The organism is Bacillus sp. SRB_8 (assembly GCF_003264205.1).
In the GTDB taxonomy this organism is placed as follows: domain Bacteria; phylum Bacillota; class Bacilli; order Bacillales; family Bacillaceae_G; genus Bacillus_A; species Bacillus_A mycoides.
This window is the reverse complement of the sequence record NZ_NADT01000018.1, coordinates 932,630-945,764: the sequence shown is the minus strand read 5'-3', so window position 1 is coordinate 945,764 and position 13,135 is coordinate 932,630. Positions and strand designations below refer to the sequence as shown.

Sequence of the window (13,135 nt, the reverse complement as noted above, 5' to 3'; positions counted from 1 at the left end):
ATTATACGTATTATTGTTCATGGTTTTTATGCTTACATATGGTGTGGGGAAGTATATTATCTATGGATTGATTTTCCTCATTTGTTCAATTTATCTTTGTTTGTCTATGAAAATCATTTATTATAATAAATGGTATTCTTTTGAAGGGGTGTTGAAGTGGAAGAGAGTTTTCTATCAGCTAAAGAAGAAAAGAAAAACGCTAAGATTTTCTTATGGGTAATACATGTTATTTTAATTGTATACGAGGTTGCATACGCGATTATATTAGAAGATACAATGCCTTTAGGAAATTGGCATAAAGGGATATGGAAGCTTGCATATATTATGGCTATATTAGGTATTAGTGTTTACTTATTTGAGAGAGAAAAAGCATATTTAGTTAAATATACATATTTATTTGCATACATGATCGCAGAGACTTTTAATATTGGATGGTATGCTTTTCATAATAGAATAGCATTTGATGAAGGGAATGTAATTGAATATATTTTCATTTTCTTCGTACCGATCTTTTTGAGCAAAAAATATTTATTTGTCTTAGCTCCATTCCTTATAGGGAAATATATGATATACCTATTTGTATTTGGAGAACTTAACCTGTTTATGTCTCTTGTTATAAATATGGTGTTACTTTTCGTGTCATTTATTATTTTAAATCGATTTTTACAATATCTTTCAGCAGTAAAGGGACGTATTGCAGAGGCAAGTCAGTCACAAAAATTGGCGGTTATCGGAAAAATGGCAGCGACAGTCGGACATGAAATTAAAAACCCACTTGCTTCACTAAAAGGGTTTACGCAATTACAAAAAGAGAAACACGAAAAAGATGCAACATATGAACAAATGATTCTCGAAATCGAAAATATGAATAATATGATTAGTGAATTAATGGAGGTTGCTGCATGTAAACCTTCTGTTTATGAAAAACACATTGTAAGTGATGTTTTAGTACAAGCGGTAGAAAACATGCGCGGAAAAATGAATGAGTTAAATATAAATTGCACCTTTAATGAAGAGCAAAATAGAAGTGAAATTGAATGTGATAAACGCAAATTAAAAGGAGTATTTTTGTATGTTATTAAAAATGCTTTAGAGGCAATGGAACATGGCGGAACATTAAAAATACAAGTTGAAAATAAAAAAAGAGATTATGTAATAGTAAGTATAGTAGATAGTGGTTTTGGGATAAAAAAGGATAATTTAGGACGAGTTAAGGATGCTTTTTATACAACGAAGCAAGATAGAATTGGATTAGGTCTTACGGTAGCAGAGCGAATTGTGACAGAGCATCTTGGAGAATTACACATTTCTAGTGAAGTAAAGAAAGGAACGAGAGTAGAAATACTGCTCCCGAAAAAATGTGAGCGCAATGTGACACAAGATTAAGAGGTGTTGTTAAAGGAGTTATCATATGGAAAAAGGCAATATATTTGAAAAAGAAGAGATAAAGGCATTAATAATATTTTTAAGCTTATTCTTCGTTATATTTTTTGCGTATGATTTTGCTGAAAAAGTTTTTGTCCTTTTATCAGATAAAAATCAAAAACTAGCAGATGCTTTTGGAGAAGGATTAGGTTTATGGCTATATAGTTTGATGGTTGGATTATTCTTTATAGGATTTTATTTTATGAAATGGAAAAAGCCGTATATTGTGAAGTATATTATTTTAATTGGCTATAATATATTGGATTTTATTAATAACTTCATTATTTATTACGGAAGTGATGCGGAATTTGATGGCGGGAATATAGTAGAAGGATTCTTTATTTTATTTGCACCAATATTTGTGAATAAGAGGTACTTTTGGTTAGTTGCCGGAACTATTGTTGGAAAATATGCACTTATGGGATTCGTTGTTCAATCCTTTATTGTTCTTATCCCAATAGCATTATATAGCGTGTTTGTTATTATATGTTGGATTATATTTTTAAGATTCCAATCTTACGTTCGTACACTTGAAATGATGGATAAAGAAATACGAAATGTAGAGAAATTAGCAATGGTTGGGAAAATGGCGACAGTAATTGGCGATAAGATTAGAAGACCGTTAGAAAAATTGAAAAAACTTGTGAATAAGCAAGCGAAAAAATATCCAGAAGATAAAATTTATAGTGAAATTATGAGACAGGAAGTAGAGCGAATTCATACAATTGCTACAGAACTAAATGGGTTTGAGAAATCTAAATCGGTAGAATCCGAAACGTATAATATTAAAGAAATCATCTCTTATGTTATCAGGGTTATGGAAAAGCCAGCTTTAGAACAAGGAATAAAAATGCATGCTATTTATAGTAAAGATATACCATCAATTACATGTGAGGAAAAACGATTGAAACAAGTATTTTTTAATTTAATAAAAAATGCGATTGAAGCAATGTCAGTTGGCGGAACTATTACTGTAAAAGTTATAGTGGAAGATGTGATCATTGTTCAAATTATAGATGAGGGATGCGGCATTCCGAAAGATAAAATTCCGAAGCTAAATGAAGCTTTTTACACAACGAAAGAAACTGGAACAGGATTAGGATTAGTAGTTACGGAAAAAATTATTAAAGATCACCACGGTAAATTGAACTTTGAAAGTGAAGTTGGAGTTGGAACGACTGTTGAGATTATGTTGCCGATTTAATTATAGTGGGATATTTTAAAAAGGGGAAATCACTTTCTTTAGAGTGATTTCCCTTTTCAGTGTGGAAGGAAGTACGGAATTTTAATAAACGGGATGTTTACAACATTGACAAACTGTACAAATTCACAATCCAAAATATGGGTGTTTTAAAGCGAGAGTATATAATAAATTTGTCTGTTATTTGTTTTAATTTATTTGCAATTTTTTTGGCCTCGGCATCGAGGTCCTTTTTGTAAATGAATGATTTGTAAGTGTGGATTATATATCAGTGATTAGAAAAATAGAATATACAGAACTTGCCGTAATCCCGGGGGTAATATAAAGAGATATCGCATCCCCCCTCGAAAACAGGTTTCCGGTTGTAATACTAGTCCAAGTTACAGTGGCAGGTCCAGGTGCTGGAGTAGGGTTATACACTTGAGGTTGTCTAGAGCCAATATCCGTAGGTTTAATTGAAAATGTCATAGTTCCCGTAATTTTATCTGTAGTAGTTAAAGTAATAGTAGATAGGATGTAACTAGAGGTAGGGGCAGAGAGGTTTGTTGGGACATTCCTGCAAATATCAATCGTATAAACAGCAGCGGGTAAGTTATTAATATTTATAGATGTAGCAAAACCAACTATATTTCCAGCTCCAGCAGTTACATACGGAATAACGTTAGAATCAATTCCTGGAGAACCTGCTATACGTTGAAACCCAGCATTCGTCCCTTGAAAAACAATACTTTTCGCTGTTGAACTACCAGCAGGTCCAGTAGTCCCGGTAGAACCAGTGGCACCAATAGTTCCGGTAGCTCCGGTAGAACCAGTGACTCCAGTAGAACCAGTAGCTCCGGTAGAACCAGTGACTCCAGTAGAACCAGTAGCTCCGGTAGAACCAGTGACTCCAGTAGTTCCGGTAGCTCCGGTAGCTCCGGTAGAACCAGTGACTCCGGTAGAACCAGTGGCACCAGTAGAACCGGTAGTTCCGGTAGAACCAGTAGGACCACCTTCTACCAATACGATATAATCTTGAGACACATTCGGAAATCCTTGAGGTGCATCTTTTTTTACAACATAGCCGCTACTCGTGTAAGTGACAACTTGTCCCTTTTTATAGTTAGGAGCGGCTGCTAGACTAAAAGCGGTAGTACTTTGCAAACCGGCCCCGGTAGGCCCGGCATTGCCAGTAGGTCCAGTAGCGCCGATAGAACCGCTGTTGCGTCTACCGTCACAACTAAAGCAATTGCGTTGGTACATATATTATCTCCTTTCTATATTTTTGAAAATCTAGTTTTAAAAGTAGAACTACTATATATATATTGTAGATTCTATATTTTGTGTGGTGGATCGTATTGTGTATATAGATTTTAAAAATAGGGGAGGTGTTATTAGTTTTATAACCACCAGGTCTCCTGCGGAATCAAAGTAACATCTACATCAAAATTCTCTTTAAACCAATCATACATCAATGTCTCTTTCACTAAATATTCAGAGGCAGAGTGTGACAAACCGATGAGTGACATATTTGTTTCTTTCGCATAATCCATAATGAGTGAGTATTTATGCCTACCATAATCATTGTCGATATGGCAATGGATTTCTCCTGTAATAAATGATTAAGTTATTGTTCTATTTCTTTTAAGGCTGGCATGTTTGGTAATCCTCCTTAAGATAGTTCTTACTTTGTTAGTTGTTTTTGTTTTTTTATGGAAAAATAAGAAGCGGATAGGAAACAAATAAAACCTAGAATCCAGCCAATAGAAGGAGAATAGGGAAGTATATGTTGTAATACCATTCCGCTAGAAATAAAAAAGCTACCTAATAGACCTAAGAAAATGAGATATCGCTGTAGTTTGAACATCAGTGATACAACCTCCTTTATCACGCATTAACTGCCCGTAACCTGATTGGCGAGGGCTAATAATCAGAGGGGGATGGATACCTCCCTGATTAAAGTTTCACTTTATCACATATATTTCATAGTAGTCTTAATTTTCTGCATATAAGATTCGAGAAAAATGGTGGTACAATATATAAATGATACGAGAAGAGAGGATGTAGGTTAACACATGTACGTTACTGTAACAGAGGCAGCATATAAAAAGATTATGGATACGATTCCAAGTGAAACGAAATATATAAAGTTATTTTATGATAATGAAGGTTGCGGTTGTGTTATGAGCGGGATTATCGATTTAGTAGCCGTTTCAGAGAAAGATGAGCGCGATGTAGATATCGAATCAAGCGTACTAAACTTTATTGCAGATCGCACAAAGCTTGTATTTATGGATGATAAATTAACAGTTGATTGGCATGAAGTTGGAGGGACTTTCCAGCTGAAGAGCCCAAGCCAGTTTTATAATCCGAATATGAAGTTACATGTTCGAGTATAATGAAGAGAGAAGGAGTATATAATATGCTCCTTTTTCTTATGGATTTTTTCACATAATGAAATGTACATATAGTTGAATTTTCTGTATAATTCTCTTTGCGAAGGGAGTTGCGCATGAAAAGATGGGGAATTGAGTTATTAATTTTAAGTGTCGTTATTATTTGGGGGATTAACTATACGATTGCGAAATATGGACTTTTAGAATTTACAGCAATTGAGTTTACTACAGTTCGAATGATGACAGCAGCACCACTACTGTTATTACTTACGTTCTTTATCGAAAAGTCACTTTATATGGAGCGAAAAGATATACCAAGATTAATCATCGTTAGCGTTGTAGGTATTGTACTGTATCAAACGTTATTTATGGAAACTGTAAAATACACATCCGCTACAAATGCTTCTTTACTCATATCTATTTCACCTATTTTTACAACTGTATTTGCGATTTTCTTGAAACAAGAAAAATTTTCTTCTCGAAAGTTAGTTGGTTCCATGATTGCCTTTATTGGTGCTACATTAGTTTTAGTAGCGGGGCATTCACTCGCTAGTTCTTTCTACGGAAATGGGATTGGACTTATTACATCAATATGTTGGGGACTTTACCCCGTTTTAGCAGGGCCGCTTATTAAAAAATACTCAGCATTACGTGTTACTGCATGGTCGACATTAGTTGGAGCGATTCCGCTCTTATTGTTAAGTGGCCCACATGTATTTGTCATGCCATTTCACATTACACACGGAATGACACTATTTGCTTTACTATATTCTGTTTTCTTTGTAACAGTATTCGGTTTAGTCATGTGGTATGTTGGTGTTCAAAAAATTGGTGCGTCACATACGATGGTATATATGTATATTACGCCGCTTGTAGCTGTTTTATTTGCAGCTGTATGGGCAAATGAATATGTATCGTTTCAACAAATAATCGGTGGAATCATCATTTTCTTCGGTCTATGGTTTGTGAAATCAGAGAAAGTAGAAGCTAATTCTATCGTGCAAGAACCTATATCAAAATAGGAAAACAGATCACCTATGATCTGCTTTCCTATTTTTTTATTTTTGGTAAAAATACGAGGAATAAAATGGCAGTAATAAGTGGGATTAAATTAAGAAAAGGAATGCGGAAGAGTGTAATAAGAATAATACCTGGAAGAAGAACACCGAGGACAGCATAGAAAATACTATGTTTTTTCGTGTACCAATACAAGGAAAGTCCAATAAGTGCAGGAACAATGAGATGAATGAGAGCCATTAAAAAATAAATCATTAGACGCCCCCTTTATTTATGTGCTTATTACATCATATCCGTATGTTCATAGATTGATATCAATTTTTTCATAATTGGACGAAAATGTTTTGAAAAACGTCACATTTATGAGGGATTCTATATTAGAAATCTTGTATAATATTATTTCCTGAAAGCATTTTAACAACATAAACATACCGTTTATGTTGTTTTTAATTTGAATGAAATAGATTTTAAGTAGTATGGACTCGAAAGAAATGAGTTATACAGCTTTTGTTGGATAAATAGAAAAAACATTGAAGGGGAGTACAGCATGATTAGTTTGTCATTAAAATCGTTTAAAGTTCAATCATATTATCTACTAGGTATTCTGTTATTAGGCTGGATGTTAACACCGTTTTCAGCACATTTTCTAGGTGCAGGAATTGGACTTATTGTAAGCATGTATTGTGTTTGGATTTTAGGAAGGCGTATCGAAAAGCTTGGAGATAGTATAGTAAAGAAGACGAAAGCGCCGACGCTTGGTATGTTTAATCGCTTTGCAGCTGCAATTTTGGGTGCTATTATCATGTACGAAATTGAGCATCATATGGTAATGTGGGCATTTGCAGTAGGTATTCTGGGTGGTTATTTCTTAATCGTTATTAATTTAGGGTATTATAGTATGAAGGATGAGGAAGAATTAACGAAGGGCTGAAAAAGATAAAAAGATGAAAAGCCTCTTTTTAGATGGAATAGAGGATCCAGCGGTGGATAGAAGCGGTCAGAGCCTTTTTTAGCCCCATGCGGTGTGAAACCAGAGCGAGGTAGTGAGCAGGAATATAATTTATATGTTCGAAGCCGTAATTTGTATATATGAAAATCTGGTTATTTAAATTGAAAATTGGCTTACTCTGGAATAAGGGATCCGGCGATGGATAGTACAACAGGAAGCGTAACTTTGTATAAAATATAGGTTTCCGCTTCCAATAAGTTAATATGAAATCACTTAGTAGTATGACTCTTAGGTTCTTTAAAAAAGTTGGATACAATACAACAAACTATTCCGGTAATTAGAATAATGTATTTTATCGTTTCACTTGTATGCTCAAATAAATTAACGTTAAGCATTACAAGTCCCCAAAACATTTGAAGCGCTCCATAACTGAATAAAATTTTTCCTGTACGAGAAAAATTTTTCATGGGTCTCACCCTTTCCTTTATATGTAAAATGTATCATAGGAAACTACAAACGAATGATTATAAAATGGATTTTCTGTAAGTTTATGGGTATTGGTATGCAATAGATGAAGAGATTAAAGTTTCACTTTATATAAGATATAGAAAGAAGCTTACGTTTTTATGTAAGTGTGTGTAACCGTTAAGCCGCATTGGGTTTTGTCGGTGAGTACGCGGAACTTTACGGTTACACGACACTTATTCATATGAGTAAAAGGGTTATTCCAACAGAAAATTTGTAATTAAGCGATTGGACCGCCTAAGTTAATAATAGCTTCAGAAACGCTGTCGAATTTTTTGAAGTTTTCTTTAAATTCGTTTGCAAGCTCAATTGCTTTCGCCTTGTAAGCATCTTTATCAGCCCAAGTTTGTTCAGGCATTAATACTTCATCAGGTACACCTGGAACATGACGAGGTACTTCAAGGCCAAAGATGTCGTGTTTTGCAGTTTCAGCTTTAGCAAGTTCACCGCTTAGTGCTGCTTGAATCATTGCACGAGTGTAACCTAAGTTCATACGTTTACCAACGCCGTATTCGCCACCAGTCCAGCCAGTGTTTACTAAGAATACTTTCGCATCATGTTTCTCGATTTTTTCACCAAGCATTTCAGCATAACGAGATGCATCAAGCGGTAAGAACGGTGAACCGAAGCAAGTAGAGAATGTAGCTTGCGGAGATGTAACACCGCGCTCTGTTCCTGCTAGCTTACTAGTGTAACCGCTTAAGAAATGGTACATAGCTTGCTCTTTTGATAACTTACTGATTGGAGGCAATACGCCAGATGCATCAGCAGTTAAGAAAATAATTGTATTTGGATGTCCTGCAACACTTGGCAGTACGATATTGTCAATCGCATGCATAGGGTATGCAGCACGTGTATTTTCTGTTAAAGTAGTATCGTTATAGTCAGCGATGCGTGTTTGACCATCAATGACAACGTTTTCTAAAACTGAACCAAATTTGATTGCATCGAAGATTTGTGGTTCTTTCTCATGAGAAAGGTTTACACATTTTGCATAGCAACCGCCTTCAATATTGAATACACCGTTATCAGACCAACCGTGCTCATCGTCACCGATTAATTTACGGTTTGGATCAGCAGATAATGTTGTTTTGCCTGTTCCAGATAAACCGAAGAATAGTGCTACGTCGCCTTCTTCGCCTACGTTTGAAGAGCAGTGCATAGAAAGAATGTCTTGTTCAGGTAGTAAGAAGTTCATAATAGAGAAGATTGATTTTTTCATTTCTCCAGCATATTCTGTACCACCGATTAGTACGATACGTTTTTCGAATGAAACCATAATGAATGCTTCAGAATTTGTACCGTCAATTGCTGGATCTGCTTTGAAGTTTGGTGCAGAAACAATTGTGAACTCTGATTCGTGAGTTGCTAATTCTTCTTCATTTGGACGAATAAATAATTGATGTACGAACAAATTATGCCATGCATATTCGTTAACAACTTGAATTGGTAGGCGATAGTTGCGATCAGCGCCAGCAAATCCTTTGAAGATGAATAACTCTTCTTTTTCTTTTAAGTATTCTAAAACTTTTATATATAATTTATTAAAATGTTCTTCAGAGATCGGTTGGTTCACGGCTCCCCAAGCAATTTTGTCAGCAACCGATGCTTCCTTCACAATAAATTTATCCTTAGGAGAACGTCCTGTGTATTTTCCTGTTGAAGCAGAAACGGCACCAGTAGAAGTTAATTTCCCTTCGTTTCGCATTAATACTTTTTCCACTAATTGCGGAACACTTAATTGAATCTGTGCATTGCTTCCGTTCAATAATTCATGTAAACCAATTTGGACATTCACAGTACTCATATTTATATACCATCCTTTTCATTTAATGAAATATTTCTCGTAATCCCCATAAATAGTATAACACAATTATATAAATAATGTATACTATTTATTTATTTTTGTTTGTGTGAATGTATCATTTCCCTATTAATATTTCATTCTATGGGTATTGAGAAAAACTTTCAGGAAAATGTGAATATTAATTGACAAATGAATATCATTTCTTTAGTATAGGTTGGGACGGATACTCTCTTATCCCGAGCTGGCGGAGGGACAGGCCCGATGAAGCCCAGCAACCTCATTTGTAGTGGTAAATACAGGTGAATAGGTGCTAAAACCTGTGCGAGGCTAACGGTCTCGAACGATAAGAGCAAAGGGCAAAAAGCAGTATGCAAGTAGCAAATTAAACCTTTCCTCTATGTTAAGTAGGAAAGGTTTTTCTGTATGCTTGTGTGGGAGAATAAATGTATGTCGCAGTTTGTGGCAAATTAAGGATGAGTTCCGTACAATATATACAATTACTGTAGGGAGGTTTACCACATGACAAAAAAACGTCATCTGTTCACATCTGAGTCTGTAACTGAAGGACATCCAGATAAAATTTGTGACCAAATTTCTGATTCAATTTTAGATGCGATCTTAGCAAAGGACGCAAACGCACGTGTAGCTTGTGAAACAACTGTAACAACTGGTTTAGTATTGGTAGCGGGGGAAATTACGACTTCTACTTACGTAGATATTCCAAAAATCGTTCGTGAAACAATTCAAGGCATTGGTTACACACGCGCAAAATACGGATTCGATGCAGAAACTTGTGCAGTTTTAACATCTATCGATGAGCAATCTGCTGACATCGCTATGGGTGTTGACCAAGCACTAGAAGCACGCGAAGGTCAAATGACTGACGCTGAGATTGAGGCAATTGGTGCGGGAGACCAAGGTTTAATGTTTGGCTTCGCATGTAATGAAACACAAGAATTAATGCCAATTCCAATCTCGCTTGCTCACAAATTAGCTCGTCGTTTAACTGAAGTACGTAAAGATGACACATTATCATACTTACGTCCGGATGGAAAAACGCAAGTTACAGTTGAGTATGATGAAAATGGTAAACCTGTACGTGTGGATACAATTGTAATTTCTACACAACATCATCCAGATGTTACGTGGGAAGAAATCGATCGCGATTTAAAAGAGCACGTAATTAAAGCTGTAGTTCCAGCAGAATTAATGGATGGAGAAACGAAATTCTTCATTAACCCAACTGGCCGCTTCGTAATTGGTGGACCACAAGGTGATGCTGGTTTAACAGGACGTAAAATCATCGTTGATACTTACGGTGGATACGCTCGCCATGGCGGTGGTGCATTCTCTGGTAAAGATGCAACGAAAGTTGACCGTTCTGCAGCATATGCAGCTCGTTATGTTGCGAAAAACATCGTAGCAGCTGGTCTTGCTGACAAAGCAGAAGTACAACTTGCATACGCAATCGGTGTAGCACAACCAGTATCAATTTCAGTTGATACATTCGGCACTGGTAAAGTATCTGAAGACGTACTAGTAGAACTAGTTCGTAACAACTTCGATCTTCGCCCAGCTGGTATTATTAAAATGCTAGACTTACGTCGCCCAATTTACAAACAAACAGCAGCTTACGGCCACTTCGGACGTACTGATGTAGATCTTACATGGGAACGTACAGACAAAGCAGCTACTTTAAAAGAGCAAGCTGGTCTATAATATATGAAAAAAAGCTTTGCGCTGTGTGCGCAAAGCTTTTTTTATTTGGTTTTATCCTGCATTAACGGGCAGTAAGCCTCCCACCTCAAAATTCGGCTGTAAAGCAAAAAAGTTAGGTAGGAGGCTAACTGCCCGTAAAAGCCCGATTGGTTCAACTAATAATCAGTGGGGAAGAACGAAATCCCCACTGATTAAAGTTTCACTTTATTTACTACTTGAATGCAAGAACTACAATAAACTTCCCCATCTAGCTCAATATACTTCTTCATATTTGTCATACCACTTGCGGGAAATGGCATATGAATCCACGCTTTTTCATACGTTTGTATTTCCTTTTCACATGATTTACAAAGGATTGGTTTCTTACGGAACATAGACGGTCACCCTTTCAGTTGGCGTGCTTTTCCTGCACAAAAAGCACTGCTCAGTAAAAATAGCGTTGCGAATATAATACTCACTAATGTAGCGTATGGAATTGCTCCTTTTAGAGAAAAACCGACAGTGATGGAAGCAACAAATAAGAGGATGAATGTTGTTGTTAATTTTTTGTATAGTTCCATAGTGAGTGAACCTCCAAATTATTTTGTAATTTAAAATGAAATCTACTATGTAGAAAATATAAGGGGATTTAAAGAGTAGCTAATGGTGTGTAGTCCAGGCGTATAAGAAAGTATATTTTCCTTTTTGTGGTCGTATATACTTATATTGTATCACGGTGCATCATTGGCTTCATACATAATTGTGTAAAGATATGTATGATAAAATGAAGAAAAGTCTTTAGGAAAGGAAAGATGAAAAATGAGTGTAACTGAACATAAAAAACAAGCTCCAAAAGAAGTGCGCTGCAAAATCGTGACGATTTCCGATACACGTACAGAAGAGACGGATAAGAGCGGACAACTATTACATGAATTATTAAAAGAAGCAGGACATAAAGTGACCTCTTATGAAATTGTGAAAGATGATAAAGAAAGTATCCAGCAAGCAGTGTTAGCAGGTTATCATAGGGAAGACGTTGATGTCGTGTTAACGAATGGCGGAACTGGTATTACGAAACGTGATGTAACGATTGAGGCAGTGTCAGTGTTATTAGATAAAGAAATTGTTGGATTTGGTGAGTTGTTCCGTATGATAAGTTACTTAGAAGATATCGGAAGTAGTGCGATGTTAAGTAGAGCAATTGGCGGTACAATTGGGCGTAAAGTTGTCTTTTCAATGCCAGGATCTAGCGGAGCGGTTCGTCTTGCGATGAATAAGTTAATTTTACCGGAATTAGGTCATATTACATTTGAGCTGCATCGTCAATGAGTAAGTGTGCTGGAATTGTATTAGCAGGAGGTATGTCGAGCCGATTCGGTGAGCCGAAAGCGTTAGTAGGCTGGAAAGAGAGTACTTTTATTGAGCATATTGTGAAAGTAATGGAAAGCGCTGTGCAAGAAATTGTAGTCATTAGTCATACTGATATAAAAGAGAGAGTAGAGCAATTAGTACAAGTTCCAGTTATAGAAGATATGTCGCACTATAAAGGAAATGGGCCACTTGCTGGAATATTGTCAGGAATGGAATACATAGATTCAGATTGGTATATTATCATGCCTTGTGATGCACCGAACGTTTCAAATGAATGGATTACCATTTTATTAGAGCAAACGAGCGATGAATATGATGCTGTTGTCCCTATTATTAATGGAAGAAAACAACCGTTACTTGCAGCGTATAATAACCGCGTGAAAGAAAAGATTTATGCTTTGCTTCAAGAAGAAAAAAGAAGTATGGGCCAGCTTTTATCACAATGTAATGTGAAATATATTGCTGGTGAAGATGTACAAGCGAATGTAGATTGGTTTATAAATGTGAATACGAAAGAAGAATATGTGCAGGCTCAAAAAGACCTTTCAAATGAATGAAAGGTTTTTTGGTATACAGAAATTGGAGAACAATTGCTGTATAAAGGTATGTGAGTAAGTTGATTTTAAGGGGATTTCGTGAACTACCCGCCACTTAACGTCCTAAAGGAGTGTTTGAAGTGAGGGCTTCTCGGTTAATCATTACTTCTGATAGCTAACGAATTCGTCCTAAGACAGCCGAGCTAACTCCCTTGTTCCAAAGGTTATTTT

15 protein-coding genes, 1 pseudogene and 1 riboswitch are annotated in these 13,135 nt (G+C 36.0%); of the genes and pseudogenes, 8 read left to right on the top strand and 8 right to left on the bottom strand.

What is annotated here, in order from left to right; all coding sequences use genetic code 11:
* Nucleotides 1-156 precede the first annotated feature (156 nt).
* Nucleotides 157-1,386, top strand: coding sequence for an ATP-binding protein (locus B5P40_RS15110; protein WP_113709375.1), 1,230 nt, complete (start codon nt 157-159; stop codon nt 1,384-1,386).
* A 25-nt stretch (nt 1,387-1,411) separates the two neighbouring features.
* Nucleotides 1,412-2,629 (top strand): ATP-binding protein, encoded by a 1,218-nt coding sequence (locus B5P40_RS15105; RefSeq protein ID WP_113709374.1) that lies wholly within the window; start codon nt 1,412-1,414, stop codon nt 2,627-2,629.
* A 258-nt stretch (nt 2,630-2,887) separates the two neighbouring features.
* Here the strand turns inward: B5P40_RS15105 and B5P40_RS15100 are convergent, their stop codons facing one another.
* From B5P40_RS15100 to B5P40_RS15090, 3 genes and pseudogenes are all read right to left on the bottom strand, one after another.
* On the bottom strand, nt 2,888-3,868 hold the full coding sequence (locus tag B5P40_RS15100; RefSeq protein WP_113709373.1) for a collagen-like protein: 981 nt from the start codon (nt 3,866-3,868) through the stop codon (nt 2,888-2,890).
* 137 nt (nt 3,869-4,005) lie between these two features.
* A pseudogene (locus B5P40_RS15095) lies at nt 4,006-4,227 on the bottom strand (Nif3-like dinuclear metal center hexameric protein); the annotation flags it as partial.
* A 62-nt stretch (nt 4,228-4,289) separates the two neighbouring features.
* Nucleotides 4,290-4,472 (bottom strand): hypothetical protein, encoded by a 183-nt coding sequence (locus tag B5P40_RS15090; protein ID WP_002034443.1) that lies wholly within the window; start codon nt 4,470-4,472, stop codon nt 4,290-4,292.
* Nucleotides 4,473-4,680: 208 nt separating this feature from the next.
* Here B5P40_RS15090 and B5P40_RS15085 point away from each other — a divergent pair, with 208 nt between their 5' ends.
* Both B5P40_RS15085 and B5P40_RS15080 read left to right on the top strand, forming a co-directional pair.
* Nucleotides 4,681-5,004 carry an iron-sulfur cluster biosynthesis family protein gene (locus B5P40_RS15085; protein ID WP_002089124.1) on the top strand — a complete coding sequence of 108 codons (324 nt, stop codon included), beginning with the start codon at nt 4,681-4,683 and terminating at the stop codon, nt 5,002-5,004.
* 113 nt (nt 5,005-5,117) lie between these two features.
* Complete coding sequence (locus B5P40_RS15080; protein ID WP_113709372.1) at nt 5,118-6,023, top strand: DMT family transporter; 906 nt, start codon at nt 5,118-5,120, stop codon at nt 6,021-6,023.
* A 28-nt stretch (nt 6,024-6,051) separates the two neighbouring features.
* On the opposite strand, the gene B5P40_RS15075 is transcribed toward B5P40_RS15080, so the two are convergent.
* Nucleotides 6,052-6,273 (bottom strand): hypothetical protein, encoded by a 222-nt coding sequence (locus tag B5P40_RS15075; protein WP_002034446.1) that lies wholly within the window; start codon nt 6,271-6,273, stop codon nt 6,052-6,054.
* 292 nt (nt 6,274-6,565) lie between these two features.
* Here B5P40_RS15075 and B5P40_RS15070 point away from each other — a divergent pair, with 292 nt between their 5' ends.
* A complete protein-coding gene (locus tag B5P40_RS15070) occupies nt 6,566-6,949 on the top strand; it encodes an ATP synthase subunit I (protein WP_002129542.1) in 384 nt (127 codons plus the stop codon).
* Between the two features lie 287 nt (nt 6,950-7,236).
* On the opposite strand, the gene B5P40_RS15065 is transcribed toward B5P40_RS15070, so the two are convergent.
* Nucleotides 7,237-7,434, bottom strand: a complete 198-nt coding sequence (locus B5P40_RS15065; protein WP_113709371.1) for a hypothetical protein — start codon at nt 7,432-7,434, stop codon at nt 7,237-7,239.
* A 278-nt stretch (nt 7,435-7,712) separates the two neighbouring features.
* A complete protein-coding gene (pckA, locus tag B5P40_RS15060) occupies nt 7,713-9,299 on the bottom strand; it encodes a phosphoenolpyruvate carboxykinase (ATP) (RefSeq protein WP_002089118.1) in 1,587 nt (528 codons plus the stop codon).
* Nucleotides 9,300-9,527: 228 nt separating this feature from the next.
* Nucleotides 9,528-9,649: riboswitch (SAM riboswitch) on the top strand.
* A gap of 169 nt (nt 9,650-9,818) precedes the next feature.
* Between pckA and metK the strand changes: the two genes are divergently transcribed.
* On the top strand, nt 9,819-11,018 hold the full coding sequence (gene metK, locus B5P40_RS15055) for a methionine adenosyltransferase (protein WP_113709370.1): 1,200 nt from the start codon (nt 9,819-9,821) through the stop codon (nt 11,016-11,018).
* 191 nt (nt 11,019-11,209) lie between these two features.
* On the opposite strand, the gene B5P40_RS15050 is transcribed toward metK, so the two are convergent.
* Together B5P40_RS15050 and B5P40_RS15045 are read right to left on the bottom strand one after the other, a co-directional pair.
* Nucleotides 11,210-11,392: a hypothetical protein gene (locus B5P40_RS15050; protein WP_002067721.1), complete on the bottom strand. Its 183-nt coding sequence runs from the start codon at nt 11,390-11,392 to the stop codon at nt 11,210-11,212.
* A 6-nt stretch (nt 11,393-11,398) separates the two neighbouring features.
* Nucleotides 11,399-11,578 (bottom strand): hypothetical protein, encoded by a 180-nt coding sequence (locus B5P40_RS15045; protein WP_002067722.1) that lies wholly within the window; start codon nt 11,576-11,578, stop codon nt 11,399-11,401.
* A gap of 238 nt (nt 11,579-11,816) precedes the next feature.
* Between B5P40_RS15045 and B5P40_RS15040 the strand changes: the two genes are divergently transcribed.
* Entirely contained in the window at nt 11,817-12,326 is a 510-nt protein-coding gene (locus tag B5P40_RS15040) for a MogA/MoaB family molybdenum cofactor biosynthesis protein (RefSeq protein WP_002034407.1), read from the top strand.
* Nucleotides 12,323-12,925 carry a molybdenum cofactor guanylyltransferase gene (locus B5P40_RS15035; RefSeq protein ID WP_113709369.1) on the top strand — a complete coding sequence of 201 codons (603 nt, stop codon included), beginning with the start codon at nt 12,323-12,325 and terminating at the stop codon, nt 12,923-12,925. Before B5P40_RS15040 ends, B5P40_RS15035 begins: the two co-directional genes overlap by 4 nt.
* Nucleotides 12,926-13,135: the final 210 nt, after the last annotated feature.

What these genes read in the sequence shown, in the direction of transcription:
- pckA (WP_002089118.1), bottom strand. Translation starts at nt 9,299, where the DNA reads ATGAGTACTGTGAATGTCCAAATTGGTTTACATGAATTATTGAACGGA.
- B5P40_RS15065 (WP_113709371.1), bottom strand. Translation starts at nt 7,434, where the DNA reads ATGAAAAATTTTTCTCGTACAGGAAAAATTTTATTCAGTTATGGAGCG.
- B5P40_RS15045 (WP_002067722.1), bottom strand. Translation starts at nt 11,578, where the DNA reads ATGGAACTATACAAAAAATTAACAACAACATTCATCCTCTTATTTGTT.
- B5P40_RS15090 (WP_002034443.1), bottom strand. Translation starts at nt 4,472, where the DNA reads ATGTTCAAACTACAGCGATATCTCATTTTCTTAGGTCTATTAGGTAGC.
- B5P40_RS15075 (WP_002034446.1), bottom strand. Translation starts at nt 6,273, where the DNA reads ATGATTTATTTTTTAATGGCTCTCATTCATCTCATTGTTCCTGCACTT.
- B5P40_RS15085 (WP_002089124.1), top strand. Translation starts at nt 4,681, where the DNA reads ATGTACGTTACTGTAACAGAGGCAGCATATAAAAAGATTATGGATACG.
- B5P40_RS15040 (WP_002034407.1), top strand. Translation starts at nt 11,817, where the DNA reads ATGAGTGTAACTGAACATAAAAAACAAGCTCCAAAAGAAGTGCGCTGC.
- B5P40_RS15105 (WP_113709374.1), top strand. Translation starts at nt 1,412, where the DNA reads ATGGAAAAAGGCAATATATTTGAAAAAGAAGAGATAAAGGCATTAATA.
- B5P40_RS15050 (WP_002067721.1), bottom strand. Translation starts at nt 11,392, where the DNA reads ATGTTCCGTAAGAAACCAATCCTTTGTAAATCATGTGAAAAGGAAATA.
- metK (WP_113709370.1), top strand. Translation starts at nt 9,819, where the DNA reads ATGACAAAAAAACGTCATCTGTTCACATCTGAGTCTGTAACTGAAGGA.
- B5P40_RS15080 (WP_113709372.1), top strand. Translation starts at nt 5,118, where the DNA reads ATGAAAAGATGGGGAATTGAGTTATTAATTTTAAGTGTCGTTATTATT.
- B5P40_RS15070 (WP_002129542.1), top strand. Translation starts at nt 6,566, where the DNA reads ATGATTAGTTTGTCATTAAAATCGTTTAAAGTTCAATCATATTATCTA.
- B5P40_RS15035 (WP_113709369.1), top strand. Translation starts at nt 12,323, where the DNA reads ATGAGTAAGTGTGCTGGAATTGTATTAGCAGGAGGTATGTCGAGCCGA.
- B5P40_RS15100 (WP_113709373.1), bottom strand. Translation starts at nt 3,868, where the DNA reads ATGTACCAACGCAATTGCTTTAGTTGTGACGGTAGACGCAACAGCGGT.